Raw genomic sequence first — 24,477 nt, 5'->3', positions numbered from 1 at the left:
GTAAGAATATCTTCCTATATAGTCAAGAACATTTTGATTAGTTTACATAATAAATTTATCGACTATTATTCGGCGATTGATATTGAATTATTCAGAAAATTAATTATAATAAGAGAATGTTTAAAAATCAGTGAGAATTTCTGCTGAAGTTCTTGATGAATGTGTTAGGAGTGTTTTTATGGACATCATTAGAAAAATAAGCCATTTTGCGGGACAAACCTTTGGCATATGGGTCATTGTGTTTGCCGTGCTGGGATTTTCCTTCCCGTCTTTTTTTACGTGGATCAGTTCTTATATTACGATTTTTCTTGGTATTATCATGTTTGGGATGGGACTTACACTGCAAGCCGATGATTTCAAAGAGCTGCTCAGAAAACCTTGGCATGTCATTATTGGGGTGATTGCTCAGTATACCATCATGCCGCTCGTTGCTTTCGGCCTTTCAATTGGACTGCATCTTCCGGCTGAAATCGCAGTAGGTGTTATTCTTGTCGGCTGCTGTCCAGGGGGAACTGCATCTAATGTCATGACATTTTTAGCAAAAGGAAATACGGCCCTTTCTGTTGCTGTTACAACAATATCTACCTTGTTGGCACCCGTTTTAACTCCGGTTTTGATTATGCTGTTTGCCAAGGAATGGCTTCCTGTCTCGCCAGGATCTTTATTTCTTTCAATCTTACAAGCGGTTTTATTTCCGATCATTGCAGGTGTGATCGTCAAAATGTTTTTCAGAAAACAAGTGGCGAAAGCCGTACATGCCCTTCCGCTTGTTTCTGTCATTGGCATCGTGGCGATTGTCTCAGCTGTCGTCAGCGGCAACCGGGAAAATCTGCTTCAATCAGGGTTGCTGATTTTTTCAGTTGTTATCCTGCATAACGGTATCGGTTATTTGCTTGGATTTATGGGCGCAAAGCTTTTAAAAATGGATTACCCTTCTCAAAAAGCGATTGCAATCGAAGTCGGCATGCAAAACTCAGGACTTGGGGCTGCACTTGCCACGGCCCATTTCTCACCGCTATCTGCCGTACCAAGCGCAATATTCAGTGTATGGCATAACCTTTCAGGTTCTATGCTTGCAACATATTGGTCTAAAAAAGTGAAAAAGAAACAAGCAGGATCCAAAAGCAGCAATCTATCACTTTAAATATCATCAAAAAAGGTACATCACGATAAAGTGATGTACCTTTTTTTATTATCCTTCTAATAAAAGCTGTTCAGGATCTTCCAGTAAATTTTTGATTGTCACGAGGAAGCCAACCGCTTCTTTACCGTCTACAATCCGGTGATCATAAGATAAAGCGAGATACATCATCGGACGGTTTTCGAAACGTTCTTCATCAATTGCTACTGGACGCAGCTGAATCTTATGCATGCCCAGTATACCGACTTGAGGGCTGTTTAAGATCGGAGTTGACATCAGTGAACCGAAAGTCCCTCCGTTTGTAATCGTAAAGGAACCTCCCTGAAGCTCGCTAAGGGTTAATTTATTGTTTCTTGCTTTCTTCGCCAGCTCGCCGATCTCTTTTTCGATTCCTGCAAATGTCAGGCGGTCCGCATCACGTACTACCGGAACAACAAGGCCTTCATCAGCCGCAACAGCGATTCCGATATCATAGAATTTCTTAACGATCAGCTCATCGCCCTGAATTTCCGCATTCAACAGCGGATATTTTTTCAATGCAGCGACGACCGCTTTCGTGAAGAAAGACATAAAGCCGAGCTTTACTTCGTTTTGCTCAAAGAATTGATCTTTGCGGCGTTTTCTGAGATTCATGACAGCCGTCATGTCCACTTCATTAAATGTAGTCAGCATCGCCGATGTTTGCTGCACCTCTACAAGGCGTTTTGCAATCGTTTGTCTGCGGCGTGACATTTTTTGCACTTCGACAGGTTTGTCAAAGCTTTGCTGTGCTTTTTGAGCCTGAGGCTGCTGTTTTTGCTGAGGAGCAGGTTTTGATGCTGGTTTTTCATACGCTTCGACATCCTGCTTGCGCACTCTTCCAAACGGATCTCCAGTTGGAACTTGAGACAGGTCAATTCCTTTTTCTCTCGCCAGCTTACGGGCTGACGGAGAAGCGACCGTTCTTGATTTTGCTTCAGATTGCGCTTCCTCACTCACCTCTTGTGCAGCTGGTTCAGCCTGTTTCTCTTCTTTTACGCTTTCCTTGCTTTCTGCTTTCTCTGTAGGAGCAGGGGCAGAACTTTCACCCGCGCCTTCTGAAATCGTACCGATAATTTCTCCGACCTGGACGGTATCACCCGAATCTTTCAATACCTCTTGAAGTACACCCGATTCTTCTGCTGTCAATTCAACATTCACTTTATCCGTTTCTAGTTCAAGCAGATATTCACCCTGTTCTACATAGTCACCAGGCTGCTTTAACCATTGGGCTATTGTTCCTTCTGAGATTGATTCTGCTAATTCAGGTACCTTAATTTCCGCCATTTTTTCATTTCCCCCTTAGTTTTTGCGAGTCAAGCTATCAGATACAATACGTTCCTGTTCTTTTTTATGAACTGTCGGATCTCCCTCTGCAGGGCTGGATCGTCTTCTTCGTCCAATATATTGAACGCTTACTCCCTCTGGTGCAATCTCTGTCAAATACGGGCTGATATAACTCCAAGCTCCCATGTTCTGCGGCTCTTCCTGCACCCAAACGATTTCTTTCAGGTTCGGAAGTTTTGCAAATAATTCTTTGACTCCTTTTGCCGGGAATGGATACAGCTGTTCAATTCTCGCAATGTGAAGCCACTCTTTAGCGTCTTCTAGCTTATTAAAATGATCACTAATGTCTATTGACACTTTACCGCTGGATAGCACGAGTCTGGTTACTTTTTCATAGTCATGAGAAAGTCCCGACTGTTCATAAACAGGCTGGAAGCGGCTTTCGCTTAGCTCCTGCACTTCCGACACCGTATTTGGGTTGCGAAGAAGGCTTTTCGGCGTCATAATGACGAGCGGTCTGATTTCTTCACGAAGCAGCATTTTAGCCTGTCTTCTTAAAATATGGAAATACTGTGCCGCGCTTGTCAGGTTGGCAACCGTCCAGTTGTTCTCCGCGGCAAGCTGCAGGAACCGCTCGATTCTTCCGCTTGAATGCTCAGGCCCCTGTCCCTCGTAACCGTGCGGAAGCAGCATGACTAATCCGGATTTTTGGCCCCATTTTGCGCGTCCGGCAGAAATAAATTGGTCAAAATACACTTGAGCAGCGTTGGCAAAATCTCCGTACTGCGCTTCCCACAACACAAGCGTTTCTGGTGAATGAACATTATAGCCGTATTCAAACCCGAGAACTGATCCTTCCGACAGCGGGCTGTTATGAACGGCAAATGATGTGCTGCAGTCAGATAAGTGATGAAGCGGCACAAATTCTTCGCCCGTCTCACTGTCATGAAGCACAAGGTTTCTTTGGGCAAACGTTCCGCGCTCGGAATCCTGTCCTGTTAAACGAATCGGTGTTCCGTCTTTCAAAATCGAAGCAAACGCAAGTGATTCTGCTAAAGACCATTCCACTTTTCTGTCATCATCAAACGCCTTGGCGCGTCTTTCTAAAATGCGCTTTAGCTTGCCGAAAACATTAAATGACTCCGGCCAGTTGATCAATTCGCCATTCAGCTTGCGAAGCACATCAAAATCAATCGATGTGTCCACATCAGGGAAACCGTTTGATACAGGCTCTGGAAGTTCAATTTCACAGGCGATATGTTCCTTTTTAGACGGTACTTTCTGATAAGCGTCCTCAATGCGCTTCGTTACCGATTTTTCGATATTTTGAACGACTTCCTCGGTAAGCACACCTTCTTTTACGAGTTTTTCAGCGAAAATTTGTTTGACGGTCGGATGCTTTCTGACAGCATCATACAGCATTGGCTGAGTGGTTGACGGCTCATCCATTTCGTTGTGTCCATAGCGTCTGTACCCGATCAAGTCAATCAGGAAATCCTTGTTGAATGTTTTTCGGTATTCGACTGCAAACTTCACAGCAGAAAGACAAGCTTCTGGGTCATCCGCATTCACGTGAACAATCGGAATTTCATAGCCCTTTGCCAAGTCGCTGGCATATTTTGTCGATCTGGATTCAGCGCTTTCTGTTGTGAATCCGATCATATTATTGGCGATAATATGAATCGCACCGCCTACTTGATACCCTTTTAAGGAGCTTAAATTCAATGTTTCAGCGACGATTCCTTCCCCAGGGAATGCAGCGTCTCCATGAATTAAAATGGCAAGCGATTTTGTTTCGTCTTGCACTGGATATCCGCTTTGTGTTCGCGTTTCCTGTGCCGCTCTTGTGCTGCCTTCAACAATCGGATTGATAAATTCTAAGTGGCTCGGGTTGTTTGCTAACGTAATTCGCGCTGATTTTGTTTCAGCGTCTTGAAGCTCCCGATTCGCCCCCAAATGGTATTTGACATCCCCTGTCCAGCCGTAGCTGATTCCAATTGATCCCTCAGACGGAACAAGATCTTTGTTCGGCGCATGCTGGAATTCGGAGAAGATGATTTCATACGGCTTGCCAAGCACATGTGCCAAGACATTCAGGCGTCCCCTATGCGCCATCCCGATGTTGACGCTTGTCGTTCCTGATTTGACAGATTGTGCAATAATGTCATCAAGCACTGGAACAAGAGCGTCCAGACCCTCAATGGAAAAGCGCTTCTGTCCGACGAATGTGCGGTGCAAAAACTGCTCAAAGCCCTCTACTTCTGTCAGTCTTTCCAACACAGCTGACAGCTTTTCATCTGAGTTCTTCTGGAACAGCTCGCCAGATTCAATCATCTTTGTCAGCCATTCGCGCTCTTTGAAGTCATGCACATGGTCAAATTCAAATGAGATGGTTCTTTTATACGTATTTCGTAAATACTGAATGGCTTCTAAACCGTTCGTAATGTTTTTAGGAGCGTCTTTACAGATGACTGACGCAGGTATTGCTTTTATTTCCTCTTCTGTTAGCCCGTAATCGGATAATGGAAAAAGTTCACTCTTTTTCCCATCCTTTCTGAGCGGATTGACGGAAGCGTTTAAATGGCCATAGGTTCGGATATCTTCTGCAAGTCTGACTGCGGATGCGATCTTTTGAATCAGATCGGCTGTAACACGTCCCTTTTCTTTTGTTCCCGAGGCCTCTTTTAACTCGCTTGGCGGAGCACCGAGCTCGTCGAACATTTCCTTCAAATCCGGGTCAATGCTGTCCGGATCCTGGGTATATTGATCGTAAAGCTCCAGCGCATAGCCGAGGTTCGGACCGTAAAAATCTTCCCAATTCATTCGTTGTTTCATACTATTTTGAAACATTTGAATATTACCCCCAACTTAGATAATCAAGTGATTGATTCACTATCTTGAAATAACTTTCGAACGCTGTGTCCAAAATTATGTAATAAAAACGCTTCCAACGATATTTTACCACTGTTTGCAATTTGATTCTACCTTGATTGTTCACAAAATAGTAAAAAACCTTTATAAAAAACAAAAAATTTAATCATTCGAAAAAAGAAACGCCAAAAAGCATAGGATTAAGGGCTATCCTATGCTTTTATGAAGCAGTTTTTTCAGCAGCGGATACAGAACATCCGGTAACTGATCAACATCCGGGACAAATATACTGAATTTTCCGTACATATCCTGAATTGTCTTCATTTGCGATTCTTCTATTTCTGAGTTGGAGAGAAAAACATTTATCACTTCTATTCCTCTTTTTCGGGCTTCGATAACCGCCTCACTTGTATCGACGATTCCGTTTTGTTCGTAGCCAAATGCAGCCGGCTCTCCATCTGAGAAAACAATTAAAAACTTTTGCGCCTCGCTGCGCTGCAGCATTTTTTTTGTCATCTGGCGGATCGCGTACCCGTCACGGTTATCTTCCTCTGGCTCAAGCTGCATAATTGCCGGCCCAGATTCTTGTCTTAATGATGATTGGAAGGGAATAACCGTATTGAAATAGTTTGGCTGGCTTGTTTCGGTCGCATCATTTGTGTCTTCCCAGAAGCCGACAATCTGATGCGGAACCGCTACCGATTTCAACGCTTCGTGAAAGAGCACGATTCCTCGTTTTGTTTCGTCCATTTTGTCGAACATGCTGGCTGAACAGTCCACCAGTAATGTAAAAACAGCGTCGATTTCTGAAGATGGTTCTTGCTTTTTATAAAACAGGCGCGGATTTCGCTCAGTGAAATACCGGAGAAGCTTATTGTTCAATCTCCCGGCATGAAGGTCTGTTCTAGGCAATGTTTTTTTATGCTCCAGCGTTTTTTGAATCATTTGTTTCAAACGCTTTTGATATGACTCAATCGTTTTTGTCTGCTGTTTATAAGAAAGCTCTTCTTCGTTTGTTGCCGGCTGCGGTTCTTTATAAATTGGGAATGCATATTTATTTTCTTTGCCGTCAGCCATACCCGCTCCATTCGGCTGGTCTTTTTGGGATTCCAGCGCTTCCAGCTTGGAATAGTCTTTCCGTTTCGTTTGTCTGGCTGATCCTTGAACAGAGCCAAGGGCCTGATCTCCATCGTCGCCTTCCCTTGCTGCATCTTTTCCTAAATCTGATTTTGCGCCGTGCTCAATATCAAATTGAAGAAAACTTTTAGACGGTGCTTCTGTTTCCCTGTGCCATGTCGGCATTTCTTCTTCATGAATATCCTCATCACCGTCAGATTGTTTTGGAAGCGTAATGTCATCACTCAGCTTCGGCGCTTTTTTCTCTTCTTCGAATAACGGCTGATCAGCAGCTTTTGCATAATCCAGCTCCGGCAAAAAAAAGTAAGTGTTGAGCATATCTTTATCGAGCACCTCTTCAAGCCCGTCCATGAGGTCCTCCACAATTTTCAGAACCTGCCGTGTCGAATCTGCTTCATACACAAGCAAGAGCTGCTGCTCAATAAATGGGCGCATCAGATCGATATCTTCACGCATGGACGGAAGGGTCTCAAGCGGTGATTCCGCAGTGAGCTTGACATAGATCGCGCAAAAGAGCGCATCCGTAAAAATGCTTCGTTCCAAATTTAAGGTGAGCTGGGTTGAGAAATGTTTTCTGTACATGTCTTTTCGTTTTGCAAATACATGTTTCGTACCCGGGCGCTCACGTTTGATGCATTCTTCGATCCTGATGTCTTCAAGCAGCATAAACAGCTGCTTGGCAAAACTTTTGAATGTAAGGCGGCGATGGATATCATTCAAAAAGTTCGCGAACTCATGCAGCGAGCTATATCTTGTTCCGACTGAACGCAGGTAGACGTCGCTTTTCAGCCCCGCTTCCATGTCCTCAGCTGCCCTGTCTTTCCAAAAGTGGCTCATATAGATTTTCTTTTCGAATGGATTGTAATAGGACTGAACGCCATACTCTACTTCTACCGCTTCACTCTTGGTGAGTGTTTTGGCCAAATCAGCCAGCATCATAAATAAAAACGAATCAATCGTGCTGTCGTTAAATTTGATAAATTTCATCGCAGCCCCCTCATTCAAACAGAGTTTCTGCAATATTTCGGACGGCGGCTTTTTCCCGGTCATCATCAAGCTTTTCTACAATTCCCCGCTCAATGGCACGACGCGGCGGAATATAAGCGGCTAAATCACATGTATCGATTAAAGCTCTGATGGATGCCGCTTCTTCAGACACCTGTCCGTTATTGGCCTGAACAATCAAATCAGAGGAAAGCGTAATAAATCTGTCAATCAATTTCTCGTCTTTCAAGGCTGACTGAGACATAAGCACTTGTTTCAGCAGCTCGCCTTTAATATAAGGCACATCAATGATGACAAAACGGTTTTTCAAAGCTTCATTTAGAGGAACAGTTCCGACATAGCCTTCATTGATGGCTGCAATGACTCCGAAACCGCCTTTAGCCCGTATGACCTCGCCTGTAAACGGATTTGTCATCATTTTTCTGTAATCTAAAACACCGTTTAAAATAGGCAGTGTTTCCGGCTTCGCCATATTGATTTCATCTATATAAAGAAAATGGCCTTCCTTCATTGCCTTTGTAACAGGCCCTGAAACAAACTCGATTGTCGCCTGGCCAGATTGGTTTTCAATCGTTTTATAGCCGACCAATGCCTCGGCGTCCAAGTCGACTGAACAGTTGACGCTGTGCATCGGTTTATGAAAATAGCTGGACAATGTTTCAGCCAGCTTTGTTTTCCCTGAGCCTGTAGGCCCTTTCAGCAGGACATTTTTTCCCATGGCTAATGCAATAATGGCATCGAATAAAATGGCTTCATCCTCCGCCTCATAGCCTGATGTTCCGATGAGCGATTGAAACTCTGGGGAAATTGGCTGATCTTTATATGATAATAGCTTTTGTTGTATATCTTCCGGCAATGTTAAGTGCTGTAGTTGAGTTGTCATAGACAGATTCCCTTTCCTATTCATATTCCATTAACGAGTATACTAAAAAAGCCCCTGTATGCTCAATACAAAAGGGCTTGGATGATATTACTGCTTCTCGTTATTTCCCAAAAGGGCTCCGCAGACAATACGCGCACCAGAATTGCCGCTTGGGTTTGTCAAATAGTCGTCGGCTTGCTCATGAATAATAAACGCACTCCCGTCTCCGTCGAGAATATTTAGTTTACTTCCTTTTTTCAATGAGGTGTCAGGCGCATTCATAATGACATCTACCTTTCCATCAGCACCGACTTCAAGGTTCGGCAGATCTCCGGCATGATGCCCCATCGGATTGTTGAAGCCATGTTCTTTGTTCAGCGGATTAAAGGGACCGCCCGCTGATTCAAAATCCGGCCTGACACAAGAACCTTTCTCATAAATATGAAAACCGAGGGAAGCCCCTGGACGCAGGCTGTTTGCAGAAATGTGAATATCGAGGCCTTCATCATCTGATTCTTTGATCTCTATGAAACCGACTGCTTTCCCATCACGATTGACCAGCTGAACGTGGTGACCAAACGCTGACGTTTCAACTACCTTTTTTTCCGGCACCCGATTAGGCGGGTCTGGAGGTTTTTTTTGTCCGCATCCCGCAACTCCCAGTGCCGTCAGCATTATCAACAGCAAGAGACGGTACATACTGTCTCCCCCTTGTTTTTTTCTAACAGTGTGGTCAATCATTGTATGATATAAACAAAAAAGCCTATAAAAGGCTTTTTGCCATGCTCATTTTTAAAAATAACTTCGTGCGCCCAAGTATCGTTGTTTCCAATACGAATTGCTGAGATTGGAAATGTCGACGCCAGATGAGCTTGCATGAATAAAGTCACCGCCGCCTAGATAAATCCCCATGTGAGACGGGCCGGATTTATATGTGGTAAAGAAGACAAAGTCTCCTACTGACGGCTGGCTGACTTTCTGCATGACATTCCAATATCCTGCCGTACTCAATCTTGATATAGATGATACATTATTAATGAGGTAATAAATGAAGCCGCTGCAATCAAAACCGGCAGGCGTGTTTCCGCCCCATCGGTACGGAACTCCAACATATTTTTTCGCTTCCGTTATCATTCTGTCAATCTTCGAGCCTATTTGAATGTTTGACCCGGAGTTATCTTTTGGCTTTGTTGGCTTTGTCGGATTAGATTTTGATGTTCCCGAAATAGTCAGAACCTGCCCGATTTGCAGCACATCCGATGATAAATTGTTTTTATCACGGATGCTTTGGACAGTGACTCCAAGCTGATTTGCAATTTTCCACAGTGAATCGCCTGCTTTTACCTTGTACGTCGTTGTTTTTGGGGAATTGGCGTTTGGCGGCTTCTTGGAACCGCTGTTTCCGCTATTAGGTGAGCTGCTTCCTTTTATTTTGAGCACCTGTTTAGGATAAAGCGTATCTGATGTTAAGCCATTTAATGTTTTCAATTCAGCTACAGTCATATTTAAGCTGTTTGCGATTTTCCACAGTGAGTCACCGAGCTTAACTGTATATGTACTTTTTGAAGAACCTGAAGAATTGGAACCGCTGTTTTTCTTTGATCCATTTGATCCGCTTGAACTGCTTGTCCCTTTGATCTTAAGCTTTTGCCCCGGACGAATCAGGTCACTGCTCAGGCCGTTTAAGCTTTTAAGCTCAGATACACTCATTTTATGATTTTTAGCAATCATCCATAGGGAATCACCATAGGCAACTGTGTATGTTGACGTTTTGCTTGAGTTAGACGAGGATGTCGTGCTTTTTTTGCTGCCGCTTTCAGGAACTTTAAGGCTTTGTCCGACGTAAAGCACCGTTGATTTCAATTTGTTTTCGGATTTCAGAGCTGATATTGTCGTATCATACTGGCGGGAAAGTTTCCAAAGAGAGTCACCGCTTTTTACTTTTATCGTTTTTGCTTCCGCGGGTGCTGCGGCCATCGACGACCCAACAACTGCAGAAACAGCCAAGCCGGCTACAATTTTCTTTTTCATTCATTCAACCTCCTAAACTGTTTTTTGGCAAAAACAGCTAGTATTTTGTTTCCAAAAATGGCATACAACTGTTTTATCGTCAATTTTTCAGCAAGTTAAACCCTTTTTCAAACATTTGGCAGCATTTTCAGCATCATTCGACCTTTAAACCTTCAAATAAACATCTAACATTTTACATAAACACGATATGTTTTTCGAAAGTCTAAGGAACTATTTAAGTGAGGGTAAAAATGATGGTTTTCTATTGATGAATGAAGCAGATTTTCCTCCTTTCTTGTCTGTTTTTCTTATCATTCTCTATCGATCTGCCAAATCCCTTCCTCTGCATTCTTATGAAAAGGCAAAAAGCCTGTTCTTTCGATAAGAACAGGTTTTTACACTATGCATTTGCTGATTGAGTTTTTTGTTTTACAGCTTCAAGAATGCTGTCGGCCGCTTTTTTAGAGCCGCCTGCCGCTTTCAGTGATTGTCCAATTTCTTTTGCTTTTTCAGCATACGTGCGATTGTTCATCACTTCTTGAATCGTCTCTTTCAGCAGACTTTCAGATAATTCTTCCTTTTTAATTACTTTTCCTGCGCCGACTTTTTCCACCTGATCTGCGACCATGAATTGGTCACCTCCCATCGGTATGACGACAAGTGGTGTTTCAAAATACAAACCCTCACTTGTGCTGTTCATTCCGCCGTGGGTCACAAATAAGCTGGCTCTTTTCAGGATCTCAAGCTGAGGAACATATGGGCGTACAATGAAATTTTCAGGAATTTCGTTTAACTCATTTGCTTTAATATGTTTGCCGATGGAAAGCACAACTTTACCATCAAAGTCTTTACACACTTCAAGGCATTGATTAAAAAACTGCTTTTGATTGTTAAAAATGGTTCCCATTGAAATAAACAGCACGTTTTCATTGTCAATTTGATCAAATGGGAAATCATTGTTTCCGGATCTTTCAGTAATGGAAGGGCCGACAAAAACATACCGCTCACCGAACTGCTCAGCCATTGGCTGAAATCCCCTTGATGTAAAGACAATCGTCAAGTCACCATCAGCTAAAAAAACATCAAATGGCTTTTTGATCTCTGCTTGAAAATCAGCATTTAAAGCTTCTACAAACTGCTGATATGACTCATAATGAGGCGAATCTTCAAGTGACCCTTTCATGTACGCTCCCATCATTTCTTTAGCAAATTCCTCATTCATCGCAAAGGTTGTACACAATGAAAATCTCGGCAGCTTCAGCAAGTTGGCAATGACTTTACCTGCGAGAAGATGGTGATCATAGATGACATAATCATACGATTCATGTTTGACTTCCTCATAAATATGAGTCGCAATATCTTTACAGCTTTTCAAAAAAGCGCAGATCATTTCAGTAAAGTCTCTTTCTTCATCACCGGTTGCGTTTTTGCCGAAGTAATCCCCCCTGAAATCATGATACTCACGAAACTCAATATCAAGAGCTGTGATTTTATCTTGATATTCCTTCACTGCGTAGTACGTAATGTTTTCCCCCCGGGATTTCAGCTCCTTCATCACACCGATAGAGGGATTAATATGCCCTTCACCGGGAAAACCGATCATTAATACATTAGCCATGCGGCAGCACCCTTCCTTTGAAAATTTATGTAATATTTCATACGGTACTATAAATACATAAACAGGTAAAGTATTTCACTTAATTAATATTAATCACACGTAACTTTTCTACCACTTTATATTTTCTGTCTTCAAGACAAAAAGCATTCAGCTTGAAGCGAATGCTTTAATAAAGATGCGAATTCAGTCATTTTGTCTCATGGCAGGATTCTAAATCAGGCCCTTTTCATTATTTTTACGTTCTTGGTGAAATTAACGGATATAATACACCGTCTTTGGCAAACGACATCTTCCCTGTCTCCTCTGAAACCACAAGCACAAGCGCATCCGTATAGCCCGACATACCGAGAGCCGCCCGGTGCCGGGTTCCCAAATGGATATCCACTTCCTTCGTCGTCAGCGGGAGCACATTGGCTGCTGACACAAGCTTGTTTTCTCTCACCAATAAAGCACCGTCATGAAGAGGGTTTCCGGGGAAAAAGATGCTTTCAATTAATGATGAGCTGATCTCGGCATGAAGAGCGGTGCCTTTTTGAATATAATGTTCAACTGGATCCGCTCTTTCAATCACAATTAAGGCGCCGTGCTTATGCTCCGATAAGGCTTTAATCGCCTTGGCCAGCTCTATGAATGCCGGCGTAAACTCCTCAATGTATGATTGCAAATAAAAAGATGATGCAATCCCCTGCATATCCTGAAAAATGTGCCCTAACTCATCTAATTCACAAAGAAGGCACTGGTCTTTTTCATGAAGCGTTTTCAAAATTAACGATGCATCCCCTAATATTTGCTCTAAGTACACCTGTATTTTCCCTTTGAATGCATTTTCTGATATCTGTTCATAACGCATAGCCTTCATCTCCTGTTCAAATTTCCAACTTTTCACGAATGCTTATCTTATTGATGCACATTCTATAGGGAAAGGAGGGATGTAAAGAATGGAAATCGAAAGAATCATTCAGTATATTTGCACCTTTTTAGGCGTGATTTCGCTTTCTTTTATTTATGCCCAAATGTTTAGAAAAACGAAACCGACAAAAAAAGAATAGGCCAGGCGTTCATTGCTTTTTATACATAAAATGTTATAATTTCTCTCGTTATGAAAAAGAAACGGGGATCAATGTATGAAAGAAACTCAAAACGCCCGGGAAAAAATCAAACAGCTCTTGCACATTTTAATCCCGATATTCATTACCCAGGCGGGGCTTTCTCTAATGACTTTTCTAGATACGGTGATGTCAGGGAAAGTCAGCCCCGCTGATTTAGCGGGTGTCGCGATTGGCTCAAGCCTTTGGACCCCTGTTTACACAGGACTGGCAGGTATATTAATGGCGGTCACCCCGATTGTCGCTCAGTTATTAGGCGCCGAGAAAAAACAGAAGATTCCTTTTACTGTTTTACAAGCTGTATACGTGGCCGCGCTTCTTAGCATCGCCGTTTTAGTGATTGGATATGCTGCAGTTGACCTTATTCTTGGCCGATTGAACCTTGATATTCACGTGCATCAGATTGCTAAACACTTTTTAGGCTTTTTATCACTGGGAATTTTCCCTTTATTTGTTTACACCGTGTTGAGATCATTCATCGACTCATTAGGAAAAACGAGAGTCACAATGATGATTACACTCAGTTCTCTTCCAATCAATTTTGTATTGAATTATGTATTTATCTTCGGGAAATTCGGCATGCCGGCACTTGGCGGCGTCGGCGCAGGGCTGGCATCCGCGCTTACTTATTGGTGTATCTGCGTTTTCAGTTTTTTCATTATCCATAAAAACGCACCGTTTTCTGAATACGGGATTTTCCTTACGATGTATAAGTTCTCTTGGGAAGCATGCAAAAATCTACTCAAAATCGGCTTGCCTATTGGGTTCGCTGTATTTTTTGAAACGAGCATTTTCGCAGCTGTTACGCTTCTAATGAGCCATTTTCATACAGTGACCATCGCGTCCCACCAGGCAGCCATGAATTTTGCGTCTCTTCTATATATGCTGCCGCTCAGCGTGTCCATGGCTTTAACAATTGTAGTCGGGTTTGAAGCGGGTGCAGCCCGATTTAGAGATGCACGCTCATATAGCTTAATCGGCATCATGATGGCGATCGGCTTTTCTTTGTTCACAGCCGCCTGTATCCTGTTATTCAGAGAACAAATTGCGGGCATGTACACTTCTGACCCCGATGTGCTCAGGCTGACACAGCACTTTTTAATTTATGCGCTGTTTTTTCAGCTTTCCGATGCTGTGGCCGCACCGATCCAAGGAGCGCTCAGGGGGTACAAAGATGTGAACTATACGCTTGTAGCTGCTTTTGTCTCTTACTGGATCATTGGCCTTCCGATCGGTTATATGGTCGGTACATTTACAAGCCTGGGTGCATTCGGCTATTGGATTGGATTAATCGCAGGACTCGCCGCCGGAGCAGTTGGGCTGTTTTTCAGGCTGGCAAAACTGCAAAAACGTTATTCGCAAAAACAATACATGTAAAAGAGGTGTCAATCATGGCAAAAAACAACAAATTATACGAGTATCTTTCTCAGCATGCGGAGACCATCAGTTCAACATGGTATGAAACAATTGAGGAGACTGATCCAAATTCCATTTATGCATCAACAGACCCTGCTGTCGTTCACAATTTAAAAAGCCAGAACCTCGCCTTCAATTATAAGATCAATCGTATTTTCATAGATGATGAGGAAGTATACCTGCCTATCCTGAAAGAATGGGCCTTTGAAGTGACACAGGATCCTGAGCATTTAAAGACTCCTATCCACTATATTATTCGTGAGTTTGTCAGAGTGAGAGATTTATATGTTTCCTATGTGAAAGAATTTGTCCATCTCAATCAGGATACTGTGAAAGGCGAAGAAGCTGAAGACCTGTATCATTCCCTTATCAAAGCGTTTGATCTTGTGATCCATATTTTTATAGAAGAAATGTACAAAAACACAAGCCTTCAGCTGCAGGCCCAAAAAGATATGATTACTGAATTGAGCGCGCCGGTCATTGTGCTTTTTCACAGCGTCGGGCTGCTGCCTTTAATCGGAGATATTGATACGGTTCGCGCCAAACTAATTATGGAAAACACTCTGCATCAATGTGCGGAGAAAAAAGTGACACAGCTGTATATTGATTTGTCAGGGGTAGCAATTATTGATACGATGGTTGCCCACCAGCTGTTCAGTTTAATTGAGGCGCTGCGTTTAATCGGTGTTTCTTCAACTTTGTCGGGAATCCGTCCGGAAATCGCGCAAACAGCGGTTCAGCTAGGTCTGTCTTTCGATGACATTTCCTTAAGATCCACCCTCGCTTCAGCAATTGCATCAGACTTAAAATTAAAAAAGGTATAAGGCTTAAGGCCTTATACCTTTTTGATTAATCATTCCATTGATACGTCCAATATATTTCTTCTTCAAACCATGTTGCCATAACAGGTTCATTATTTTTTAATTTCTCTTCAAGCTCTCTGAGCATACCTTCTGTTTGTGTACGGTGAGCTCTTAACGCATTCATTTTAATATCAGCTACTTCTTTGATATCAAGTACCACATCAGCTTCGCCGAGAATCTCTTCTCTGTTGCGGGTAATAGCCATGCAGATTGTACGCGGACGGTCTTCTTTCTTTTTGCGGTACAATGCACGGATAACCGCTTCCCCGCATGCATCATGGTCAGGGTGCACACCGTGTCCGGGATAAAATGTGACAATTAAACTTGGTTTTACATCATCTATGATCTCTTCCATAATATCAGCTAAATACTCATCATCTTCAAATTCGAGCGTTTTGTCACGGAGTCCAAGCATACGAAGGTCATTGATATCCATTTCTTTGCAAGCGTTGATGAGCTCTTGTTTTCTTAGCAGCGGCAACGTTTCCCGATTCGCGAAAAATGGATCGCCCATATTTCTGCCCATTTCACCTAAAGTGGCACAAGCATACGTAACGGGAATGTCTTTTTTTCTGTTTAAGGCAATGAGGCCTGCCACTCCATATGATTCATCATCAGGGTGAGGCAGGATTACTAGTACATGTTCTTTCATTATTATTCACCCTTTTCTTTAAACTGTGAACGGTTTTTCACTGATTTGCAGAGAAATAGCCAGTTTACCGCCCGGCAGGTGTCCCGCCATTAATAAACGGTTTTCTTCATCTACCGTGTATTCAGTCAAGCCTTCAGCATAAATCCAGCCTTCTTCTGTTTTCAAGCCAACGCGGTAAGGTCCATTGCCTTTGATTTTTGCCTGATGATAAGTGACTTTTGCATTGCGGATATATGCAACAACCGTCATGTTCTTTTCATTTAAATGCGCTGAATAAGAACCTGTGGTAGTTTCTAAATGGATATATACAGGGCGGTCCGCATATCGTTCTAAAGATGCTTGCACATCTTCTTTTATGATTGCTTTCATGATTGCTCCCCTCTTTCTTCTTTTAAATACTCTGCACGTTTTGTATGTAATTTGACCAGCTGATATTTCACAGCCGGTTCGAGCTGTGAATTCACGATGCGCTGAATTGCGGCAAAATATTTTTCCAGCATCGGTTTTCGGAGTCTTGGATGTGTACGTTTATCCAAAAGCTCAAGATCAATCGCCTCTGCTACCGCTTCTGCGTCATCATGTGCGAGAGATCGGTTATTCCAAAGTGAAGCGTAGGCTTTCACTATCTCTTTATCATTGTCCATCGTCTTGCTCCTTTATGTCTTACATACATGAAATGATTATACATAATATATGCATCAGCTGAAAAGCCAAAGGCCTCAATGGCTTTTTGACGCCCGTTTCCACTTCACTTGTGAAAACGTAAACAAGAGCAGCGCAGCCCATATACAGCTGAATGTAAAAGCCTTCGAGCTTGAAAATGGCTCATGGTAAACAAACAGCCCGATCAGCAGAGTAATGGTTGGCGCAATATATTGTAAGATACCGACTTGGTACAGCGGCAGCCGTTTCGCTCCTTCCGCAAACAATAAAAGCGGCAATGCCGTAAACACACCGGCCAAAAAGAGAAGCAGCCACGTCCCTCCGCTTTCTGCACCCGCTGGCTGAGCATGTCCGCTGAACAGTAAATATCCCAATGCAATCGGCATAATCATGAATGTTTCCAGCGTTAAACCGATGGCGCTTGGCAGGCTTGTTCTTTTTTTGCTTAACCCGTACAGTCCAAAGCTGAATGCGAGCAGAAGCGCGACATAAGGAATGGAGCCGTATTGGAACGCCGAGATAATGACGCCGGCCGCCGCAATCGAAACGGCCACTAATTGCAGGCGATTCAGTTTTTCCTTTAAAAATATAATCCCAAGGAGTACTGATACAAGCGGATTAATGTAATAACCAAGACTAGCCTCAAGCAAAAAGCCATGATTGACAGCCCATATGTAAACAAACCAGTTAATCGAAATCAGGATAGAAGCGAGAAATAAAGAAAGAATTCCTCCGTTCTTTTTCAAAGAGCGCAGCTCCTGCCATCCTATTTTCCATTGGCGCAAGAAAAAAAGTACGATACACATAAAAACAAAAGACCATATAATACGATGAGCCAAAATATCAAGAGCCGGCAGCTGTTCGAGAAGCTTCCAATAAAGCGGAAACAGCCCCCACATGATAAAGGAAACGGCTGTGTAAAGAACGCCTTTTTTTGTTTCTGCATGTTGCATTGATATCCCTGCCTTTCTTTAGAGCATCTTATATTATATCACGTGAAAGATCTGGCGGGCATATACTATTTTGTCCGTGAAGAAAGGATGTGAAAACAATGTTTGAGTGGAACAAGTACTTTCCTTTCCACAATCAATTTTCTAAAGAAGCATTAAAAAAAGCTGATCCGAAAGAAGTTGAAACGTATGTCAATCGTGTGATGGAAAGTGTGTTCGGCAGTGATTATGCGGCTCAATTTCCTTTCCGCGATCCTCTCCCCCAAAAAGAACAGCCCGCCAAACCTGATGCAAAATCTGATGTCAAACCTGATATTGATATATTCGAAACAGCAGACCATGTGTTTGTAAAGGTACCAATCGGCGAAGAACAGCTGGAACATGTGAGAATTAAACACACATCTCACGAATTATGGTTGGAAAACTTCCCAAGGTCAGATCATCCGAAAAAAGTAAACCTTCCTTGTTTAGTCAAACGCAAAGGAACAAAAGCCGTCTATAAGGATGGCCTTCTGGAAGTCATGTTTCAGAAGCAGCAAGACTACAATATGTCTGAGGTAGAAATCATCCGATAAAAAACGGCCTGCAAAATGCAGGCCGTTTTTATTAATAGAAGCCGGCATATCCCCCATATGGCACGCCGGCACCAAAACCGTACGGTCCGCCTCCGTATCCATAAGGGCCAGGCGGATAAGCATAGGGACGAGAATAGTTAAACAGGGCACTCCCAAGAAAACCGCCTAATAAACCGCCGACTAAAGGAGCGCCAAACAAAAAAGGACTACGCGCCGGGTATCCGGCTGGACCGAGATTCCCGCGATAATACGAATGATGAGGGTACAAGATTTTTCCTCCTTTATGTCTGCCTATACGTAAGGTATTCAATAAAGAAGAAAAACGATTGGGCTATAGACTGAATCTATAGATTGTTACACAACAAGCCCTGCCAATAACACACAGCCGAGCCCTGTAACGGAAAGAACTGTTGTAAGCAGCGTCCAGGTTTGAAATGTTTCTTTCAGGCTCAAACCGAAAAATTCCTTTACCATCCAAAATCCTGCATCATTTACATGACACGCAATGACACTGCCCGCTCCGGTTAGGGCAATGCCAATGATAAAAGAGGCAATCACAACCGCCGTCTGTATACTTTTATTCCTGAATTTGTAAATCACTGTAATAGCAATCCGGTAGCACTCCGGCAGCTACAATTAAAATCGGCATGGTGTCCCCCTCCAAAAGTATTTGATATGATCTCGCGATGTTTCAGCGCTTTTCATTCCTGGATAAACAGAAATCGTTTTCATTAATATCTAAAAAACGTCTTGGTTAAATGATTGTCACCTTTTGGTTAACTAATATTTTCATACTAATCTCCTAATCAATGACTGTCAATCGTTTTTACGAGTTTGTCTCGATTACCTATCGCCTATCAAATGATTAATTAGTTATATGTTGATTAACTATTGGTTATGTGTTATGTTTTTTTAAAGTTGATTGCCAATCAATAATTCTATCCATTGTCTGAAAGCAACTGAACCAATATGAAAACAGACGGATAACAACTTCACAAGAGGAGGCGTTCACATGCCATTATTGCGCTTTGATGTAATTGAAGGACGTGACGAAAAATCGCTGCAATTGTTATTAGATACTGCTCACCAAGCAATGGTTGAAGCATTTGGTGTTCCGGAAAGAGACCGTTACCAAATAGTCCACCAGCATCCTGCAAACGAGCTTATGATCCAGGATACAGGATTAGGATTGCAAAGAAGCAAAGATCTGGTCATTATCAGTATGACAAGCAAAACAAGAACAAAGAGCCAAAAGGAAAAATTGTATGCCCTGCTTGCTGAAAAGCTAGAAGAAAAATGCGGAATCTCCCCTGAAGACCTCATGGTATCTATTACTGAGAATGGTGACGCAGACTGGAGTTTCGGTCTCGGTGAGGCTCAATTTTTGAATGGAAAACTATAAGATTTCGCTTCTTCATAAAAAAAGAGAGAGCTCAAAAGAGGCTCTCTCTTCTTTTTCATAACAGCGGCGAATGAAAACATCCTGCAAAACGAGGTGCCTGGATCTCTTTAAAATCCAGTCTCTATGCCAATTGGAAACTGCTGGCGGTTACATTCCGCATTGTAATTTGCATAACAGGGGAAACCACAACAGGTTGCACGCTGTAACTTATGGGTTATTTCTTATTTTAAGCATACCCCCTTCTACATGACACGTTTGCAAATCCCGAAATGCCATTCTGACAAATATAAAAAGTCATGTAAACGGGTGTGAACCGACACTTACATGACTCATCATTGAAACAAAAGCTCTTTTTCCAGACGCTAATTTCCTTATTTCTCTTCTTCGCACACTGTGTCACCAGGCTCGCAAAATTGATCTGCCCATGCCTGCATCTCTTGGAATACAGCTTGAAGCGCTGTCCCTTTTTCAGTCAGCGTGTAGATGACTTTGACCGGCGTTTCAGGGAGAACCTGCCGTTCGACAATCTCGTTTTGTTCAAGCTCTTTCAGGCGCTCCGCCAACATTTTTTGGCTGATCATCGGTATTGTTTCCGTTATCTCTTTAAACCGTTTCGGCCCATCCATAAGCACATGGATGATCAGACCGTTCCATCGTTTTCCCAGCAATGAGAAAGCGGTTTCCATTTTAGGGCACATTGTATTTCCCACAAGTCCTCATCCCTTCATCTATTGATTGACATGTATTCAATGATCCATTACAATAATCTTTCAAGTTACATTTAGTAAGCTTCTAACTTTTCTATTATCATACCACGTTTATCCGAAGGAGGAAACACTATGACGAATACTCTGGATGTTTTAAAAGCACGAGCATCTGTAAAGGAATATGATACAAATGCCCCGATCTCTAAGGAAGAGCTGACTGAGCTATTGGATCTTGCCGCTAAAGCGCCTTCAGCTTGGAACCTTCAGCATTGGCATTTTACAGTATTCCACAGCGATGAATCAAAAGCGGCACTTCTTCCTGTAGCGTATAATCAAAAACAAATCGTTGAGTCTTCTGCTGTTGTTGCCATTTTAGGCGATTTAAAGGCAAATGAAAACGGTGAAGAAGTTTACGCTGAATTAGCAAGCCAAGGCTATATTACAGATGAAATCAAACAGACTTTGCTCGGCCAAATCAACGGTGCCTACCAAAGCGAGCAATTCGCACGTGATTCCGCTTTCTTAAATGCTTCTTTAGCTGCTATGCAACTTATGATTGCCGCAAAAGCAAAAGGCTATGATACTTGCGCAATTGGCGGATTTAACAAAGAGCAGTTCCAAAAGCAGTTTGATATCAGTGAACGCTATGTTCCTGTTATGCTTATTTCAATCGGCAAAGCAGTAAAACCTGCCCATCAAAGCAACCGCTTGCCGCTTTCAAAAGTGTCAACTTGGCTGTAAGGATATGAAAAACCTTAGTCCGACATACGGACTAAGGTTTTTTTTATACAATCGCTTCTTTGTACCATTCACGGGCCTGTTCAGCTTCATGCTGAGTCAGTTGATGGCCCCCGTCCTGCCAGAAAACGGAGGCTGATGCTCCGCTGTCACGTAAATAGCGGTAAAGCTCTTCTGATTCTTCCTTCGTGCAGAGAGGGTCGTATTTCCCGGCACCGATAAAAACGGGAAGCCCCGCCATATCAGGCAGCTCGATACCGCGAATCGGAACCATTGGATGATGCAGAATAGCCCCTTTTAACACATCTTTATAATGAAAAAGCAGGCTTGCCGCAATATTTGCGCCGTTTGAATAACCGACTGCAATCACTCGGCTGCGATCAAATTGATTCGTTTCTGCAGCCTCGTCGATAAAATCTTTCAATTCTCTTGTCCGCACCACAAGATCCTTTTCATCAAAAACCCCTTCACTCAGACGTTTGAAAAATCGCGGCATTCCATTTTCAAGCACCGATCCTCTGACACCGAGCAAATGGGCATGAGGGTCTATAAACCGACCCAATGAAAGCAGATCGTGTTCATTTCCGCCCGTGCCATGCAACAGCAAAAGTACGTTTTCAGATGTCCCTTTTTCATAAATATGCTTCATCATAAATTCCCCCTTTAAAGTTCAGGCAAAATGTCTGTAATTTGTTGTCTATGTTTCTCCAGCCAATCAGGCAGTTTTAAGGAAGTCCCTAGCTTATCAAATGATTCATCTGTCATAAAGCCCGGTTCATCTGTGGCGATTTCAAATAAGATACCGCCTTTCTCTCTGAAATAAACGGATGTAAAGTATTCCCTGTCAAGGATTTCTGACGCAGGCAGATGGTGTTCAGCAATAATCGGCAGCCATTTCGCCTGTTCCTCTTTCTTTGTCCGAAACGCTACATGGTGTACCGTCCCATAACCTCCCACCCCTCTTTTTTCAGGATGTAAATGAACGTCAATGACGCCGCCGACAGCTGCTGAGGATGTCAGCCTGACAATCTGATCTTCTTCGGCCACTTTGGTATATCCAAAGCTTTCCGTTAACAATTGTATGGTTGCCTGCGGGTCGTAGGAATACAGCAGCACGCCTCTCATTCCCGTAATCGCTTCATTTGTTGTGATCCCATCAGGCGTCCACTCGCTTTTGCTGCTTTTCGCATCCTCCATGATCGCCAGCGGAAGGTCTTCTGTATCATCAAAAATAAGGCTCTTTTCACCGAATAACGTCTTTTCCTCTAGGTTCAGCCCGTTTTTCTCAAGACGCTCCTTCCAAAAAGACAGGGAGCCTGCAGGAACTGAAAAGTACACCCGGCCCGCTTGGCCTTTGCCGACCGTTCCCTGTCCGCTTCCTTGGAACGGGAAAAAGGTCATTATTGTGCCGGGATCTCCATTTTGATTCCCAAAGTAAAAATGATACGTTCCGGGATCATCAAAGTTTACTGTTTTTTTAACAAGCCTGAGCCCAAGCACTTCTGTATAAAATCGCAAGTTTTCCTGCGGATCTCTCGCAAATGCTGTGACATGGTGCAATCCTTCTGTTTTCATTTTCTCACTCCTATTTATCTCGATTTCAAGATATTTATCATTTTAAACCTTTATTGAAAAGGATGCAAACCATGTGTTTTGATTAAATAATTGAAAAAATCATTTTTTTCTAATAATTATCTTGTGATCTTATCTTACAACTGCTATTATAGTGAGCATTATCATGTTTCAGGAGGAAAGTAAATGGTTAAAAAAGCACTTATTGTTATTCTTATTCTTTTGCCATTCGTTCAGCTCGCGCTTTTGCCGCTTGTGAATCGAATAGAACCGATTATGTTCGGCCTGCCGTTTTTCCACTTTTGGCTGCTGTTGTGGATTATCATTACGCCGTTATGCTCGTTTGGCATTTATCAGATGCAAAAAAAAGATGGAGGACTTGAATAATGCAAGGGAATCTGACTGCACTTCTTATTACAGCTATTATCGTCTTAACCGTTGTCTGTATCGGGTTTCTTGCCGGAAGAGACAAATCCTCACGCACTTCTGTGGAAGAATGGTCTGTCGGCGGCAGGCGCTTCGGCGGTCTTCTCGTCTGGTTTTTAGTAGGAGCTGACCTCTATACGGCCTATACGTTCTTGGGGTTAACCAGTACGGCTTTTACAGGGGGAAGCGTTGCATTTTTCGCCATTCCCTACTCTGTGTTGGCCTACTTTATTGCCTACTTCTTCCTGCCTAAACTTTGGAAAGTTGCGAAAATTCATAAATTAACAACACTCGCGGATTACGCTCGGGAACGTTTTAACAGTAAGCTTTTGGCAAGCCTTGTTGCCATCGTCGGGGTACTCATGCTTATTCCGTACATATGCCTTCAGCTGAGCGGCATTCAAGACACGCTTCAGGTTGCCGGCACCGGATATATTAATGTGAAATTCGTTGTAATCATTTCATTTATTCTCGTTGCTCTTTATACATTCTTCAGCGGGATTAAAGGGCCTACATTTACAGCTATCATTAAAGACATTTTAGTATGGGTCATTATGCTGTTTATGGTGGTGTCCCTCCCTCTCATTCATTTTAACGGCTGGACGCCAATGATTGACACGTTAGTGAAGGAAGCGCCGCAAATGCTGACGATACCGGCAGAAGGGCCAAAAGGCATTCCTTGGTTTATCACAGCATCTATTGTTTCCGCCTTGGCACTTTTTATGTGGGCACACGCCGCTACAGGCGTTTTTACAGCGAAAAGCGCCGATGCAGTAAGAAAAAACAGCATGTTTTTGCCACTTTACAATATTGTGTTAATTTTGGTCATTTTTCTTGGCTTTATCGCCTTTCTTGTTCTGCCGGAAGATACAAATCCAAGACTGGCGCTGCTGCATTTGATTCAAACATCTTACGGCGGCGTGGCACAAGGTTTCGCATATGCCACGATTGCTCTTGCTTCATTGATCCCTTGTTCCATCATGGCAATCGGGGCATCAAATTTGTTCGCCAATAACTTGTACCGCGACTTGATTCATCCGACTGTGTCTCAAAGCAAGCTGACCCTCGTCACACGTTCAATGGTGTTTGTTGTCATCGGCCTTGCGCTTCTGTTTGGAATGCTGTTTCCGACTGCTTTAGTGACACTTCAGCTATTAGGCGTATCCGGTATGGTACAAATTTTCCCTGCGATTGCTGTCAGCCTGTTCTGGAAAAACCAAACGAAAGAAGCGACGGTTTTCGGATTATTAGCCGGCCTTGCGGTAACGTTTATTGTGTATACCACTCAGTCCGCACATGGCATTTATGAAGGATTCTGGGGACTGGCCGCTAACATGATCGCTGTGGTTATTCTGAATCCGCTGTTCGTTAAAAAAGCGGGATCCAATCCTGTCATTGAAGGTTTATTTGGCAAAAAACAAGACGCTAATCCGAATCAAAAGGGTGCATAAAAAAACC

24 protein-coding genes and 1 pseudogene are annotated in these 24,477 nt (G+C 42.9%); 8 read left to right on the top strand and 17 right to left on the bottom strand.

The features are described from left to right. The first annotated feature begins 178 nt into the window (after window positions 1-178). Window positions 179-1,144, top strand: coding sequence for a bile acid:sodium symporter family transporter (locus NZD81_RS05260; RefSeq protein WP_040082892.1), 966 nt, complete (start codon window positions 179-181; stop codon window positions 1,142-1,144). A 48-nt stretch (window positions 1,145-1,192) separates the two neighbouring features. On the opposite strand, the gene odhB is transcribed toward NZD81_RS05260, so the two are convergent. The 8 genes from odhB to cdaS all read right to left on the bottom strand — a co-directional run bounded on the left by odhB (window position 1,193) and on the right by cdaS (window position 12,808). Further along, window positions 1,193-2,446, bottom strand: coding sequence for a 2-oxoglutarate dehydrogenase complex dihydrolipoyllysine-residue succinyltransferase (gene odhB / locus NZD81_RS05255; RefSeq protein ID WP_069149725.1), 1,254 nt, complete (start codon window positions 2,444-2,446; stop codon window positions 1,193-1,195). A gap of 15 nt (window positions 2,447-2,461) precedes the next feature. Next, a complete protein-coding gene (gene sucA / locus NZD81_RS05250) occupies window positions 2,462-5,296 on the bottom strand; it encodes a 2-oxoglutarate dehydrogenase E1 component (RefSeq protein WP_069149726.1) in 2,835 nt (944 codons plus the stop codon). Between the two features lie 228 nt (window positions 5,297-5,524). Then, on the bottom strand, window positions 5,525-7,441 hold the full coding sequence (locus NZD81_RS05245) for a vWA domain-containing protein (protein WP_282372373.1): 1,917 nt from the start codon (window positions 7,439-7,441) through the stop codon (window positions 5,525-5,527). A gap of 10 nt (window positions 7,442-7,451) precedes the next feature. Continuing rightward, entirely contained in the window at window positions 7,452-8,366 is a 915-nt protein-coding gene (locus NZD81_RS05240) for an AAA family ATPase (protein WP_080478239.1), read from the bottom strand. A gap of 63 nt (window positions 8,367-8,429) precedes the next feature. Continuing rightward, window positions 8,430-9,020 (bottom strand): superoxide dismutase family protein, encoded by a 591-nt coding sequence (locus NZD81_RS05235; protein WP_014664276.1) that lies wholly within the window; start codon window positions 9,018-9,020, stop codon window positions 8,430-8,432. A gap of 93 nt (window positions 9,021-9,113) precedes the next feature. Then, window positions 9,114-10,352 carry a D-gamma-glutamyl-meso-diaminopimelic acid endopeptidase CwlS gene (gene cwlS, locus NZD81_RS05230; RefSeq protein ID WP_014664277.1) on the bottom strand — a complete coding sequence of 413 codons (1,239 nt, stop codon included), beginning with the start codon at window positions 10,350-10,352 and terminating at the stop codon, window positions 9,114-9,116. A 379-nt stretch (window positions 10,353-10,731) separates the two neighbouring features. Continuing rightward, the gene (locus tag NZD81_RS05225; protein WP_289859685.1) at window positions 10,732-11,949 is read right to left on the bottom strand and encodes a macrolide family glycosyltransferase; all 1,218 of its coding nucleotides are present in this window, start codon (window positions 11,947-11,949) and stop codon (window positions 10,732-10,734) included. A 235-nt stretch (window positions 11,950-12,184) separates the two neighbouring features. Next, window positions 12,185-12,808, bottom strand: a complete 624-nt coding sequence (cdaS, locus tag NZD81_RS05220) for a cyclic di-AMP synthase CdaS (RefSeq protein WP_082033042.1) — start codon at window positions 12,806-12,808, stop codon at window positions 12,185-12,187. Between the two features lie 265 nt (window positions 12,809-13,073). On the opposite strand from cdaS, the gene NZD81_RS05215 reads away from it, so the two are divergent. After that, window positions 13,074-14,432, top strand: a complete 1,359-nt coding sequence (locus tag NZD81_RS05215) for an MATE family efflux transporter (protein ID WP_069149730.1) — start codon at window positions 13,074-13,076, stop codon at window positions 14,430-14,432. A gap of 14 nt (window positions 14,433-14,446) precedes the next feature. After that, complete coding sequence (rsbRC, locus tag NZD81_RS05210; RefSeq protein ID WP_014664282.1) at window positions 14,447-15,295, top strand: RsbT co-antagonist RsbRC; 849 nt, start codon at window positions 14,447-14,449, stop codon at window positions 15,293-15,295. A 25-nt stretch (window positions 15,296-15,320) separates the two neighbouring features. On the opposite strand, the gene bshB2 is transcribed toward rsbRC, so the two are convergent. The 4 genes from bshB2 to rarD form a co-directional block, all read right to left on the bottom strand. Then, window positions 15,321-15,986 carry a bacillithiol biosynthesis deacetylase BshB2 gene (gene bshB2 / locus NZD81_RS05205; protein WP_040082883.1) on the bottom strand — a complete coding sequence of 222 codons (666 nt, stop codon included), beginning with the start codon at window positions 15,984-15,986 and terminating at the stop codon, window positions 15,321-15,323. Between the two features lie 18 nt (window positions 15,987-16,004). Then, window positions 16,005-16,355 (bottom strand): YojF family protein, encoded by a 351-nt coding sequence (locus tag NZD81_RS05200; protein ID WP_003231213.1) that lies wholly within the window; start codon window positions 16,353-16,355, stop codon window positions 16,005-16,007. Continuing rightward, on the bottom strand, window positions 16,352-16,630 hold the full coding sequence (locus tag NZD81_RS05195; RefSeq protein ID WP_040082881.1) for a hypothetical protein: 279 nt from the start codon (window positions 16,628-16,630) through the stop codon (window positions 16,352-16,354). The genes NZD81_RS05200 and NZD81_RS05195 overlap by 4 nt, the downstream gene beginning before the upstream one ends. Before the next feature lie 75 nt (window positions 16,631-16,705). Continuing rightward, window positions 16,706-17,602 carry an EamA family transporter RarD gene (rarD, locus tag NZD81_RS05190; RefSeq protein WP_040082880.1) on the bottom strand — a complete coding sequence of 299 codons (897 nt, stop codon included), beginning with the start codon at window positions 17,600-17,602 and terminating at the stop codon, window positions 16,706-16,708. A gap of 98 nt (window positions 17,603-17,700) precedes the next feature. On the opposite strand from rarD, the gene NZD81_RS05185 reads away from it, so the two are divergent. Continuing rightward, window positions 17,701-18,174, top strand: a complete 474-nt coding sequence (locus tag NZD81_RS05185) for an Hsp20/alpha crystallin family protein (RefSeq protein ID WP_040082879.1) — start codon at window positions 17,701-17,703, stop codon at window positions 18,172-18,174. A 31-nt stretch (window positions 18,175-18,205) separates the two neighbouring features. Here NZD81_RS05185 and NZD81_RS05180 read toward each other — a convergent pair whose 3' ends face one another. Both NZD81_RS05180 and NZD81_RS05175 read right to left on the bottom strand, forming a co-directional pair. Then, window positions 18,206-18,442 carry a hypothetical protein gene (locus NZD81_RS05180; RefSeq protein WP_040082877.1) on the bottom strand — a complete coding sequence of 79 codons (237 nt, stop codon included), beginning with the start codon at window positions 18,440-18,442 and terminating at the stop codon, window positions 18,206-18,208. A gap of 86 nt (window positions 18,443-18,528) precedes the next feature. Beyond that, a pseudogene (locus tag NZD81_RS05175) lies at window positions 18,529-18,708 on the bottom strand (GntT/GntP/DsdX family permease); the annotation flags it as partial. Between the two features lie 478 nt (window positions 18,709-19,186). On the opposite strand from NZD81_RS05175, the gene NZD81_RS05170 reads away from it, so the two are divergent. Further along, window positions 19,187-19,576 carry a tautomerase family protein gene (locus tag NZD81_RS05170; protein ID WP_147772018.1) on the top strand — a complete coding sequence of 130 codons (390 nt, stop codon included), beginning with the start codon at window positions 19,187-19,189 and terminating at the stop codon, window positions 19,574-19,576. A gap of 371 nt (window positions 19,577-19,947) precedes the next feature. Here NZD81_RS05170 and yodB read toward each other — a convergent pair whose 3' ends face one another. Continuing rightward, the gene (yodB, locus tag NZD81_RS05165) at window positions 19,948-20,286 is read right to left on the bottom strand and encodes a transcriptional regulator YodB (protein ID WP_014664291.1); all 339 of its coding nucleotides are present in this window, start codon (window positions 20,284-20,286) and stop codon (window positions 19,948-19,950) included. Between the two features lie 129 nt (window positions 20,287-20,415). Here yodB and NZD81_RS05160 point away from each other — a divergent pair, with 129 nt between their 5' ends. Next, window positions 20,416-21,024, top strand: a complete 609-nt coding sequence (locus tag NZD81_RS05160; protein WP_014664292.1) for a nitroreductase family protein — start codon at window positions 20,416-20,418, stop codon at window positions 21,022-21,024. A gap of 43 nt (window positions 21,025-21,067) precedes the next feature. Here the strand turns inward: NZD81_RS05160 and NZD81_RS05155 are convergent, their stop codons facing one another. Continuing rightward, window positions 21,068-21,670, bottom strand: a complete 603-nt coding sequence (locus NZD81_RS05155; RefSeq protein WP_289859684.1) for an alpha/beta hydrolase — start codon at window positions 21,668-21,670, stop codon at window positions 21,068-21,070. A 14-nt stretch (window positions 21,671-21,684) separates the two neighbouring features. Next, window positions 21,685-22,596: a ring-cleaving dioxygenase gene (locus tag NZD81_RS05150; protein ID WP_289859683.1), complete on the bottom strand. Its 912-nt coding sequence runs from the start codon at window positions 22,594-22,596 to the stop codon at window positions 21,685-21,687. Between the two features lie 183 nt (window positions 22,597-22,779). On the opposite strand from NZD81_RS05150, the gene NZD81_RS05145 reads away from it, so the two are divergent. Then, window positions 22,780-22,980, top strand: a complete 201-nt coding sequence (locus NZD81_RS05145; RefSeq protein WP_014477095.1) for a DUF3311 domain-containing protein — start codon at window positions 22,780-22,782, stop codon at window positions 22,978-22,980. Beyond that, window positions 22,980-24,470: a sodium:solute symporter family protein gene (locus tag NZD81_RS05140; protein ID WP_282372385.1), complete on the top strand. Its 1,491-nt coding sequence runs from the start codon at window positions 22,980-22,982 to the stop codon at window positions 24,468-24,470. The genes NZD81_RS05145 and NZD81_RS05140 overlap by 1 nt, the downstream gene beginning before the upstream one ends. Window positions 24,471-24,477 lie beyond the last annotated feature (7 nt).

It is taken from the genome of Bacillus sp. B.PNR1 (assembly GCF_030386235.1).
GTDB lineage: Bacteria > Bacillota > Bacilli > Bacillales > Bacillaceae > Bacillus > Bacillus stercoris.
The sequence above is the reverse complement of the archived record's forward strand: the minus strand, read 5'-3'. Positions and strand labels throughout refer to the sequence as shown.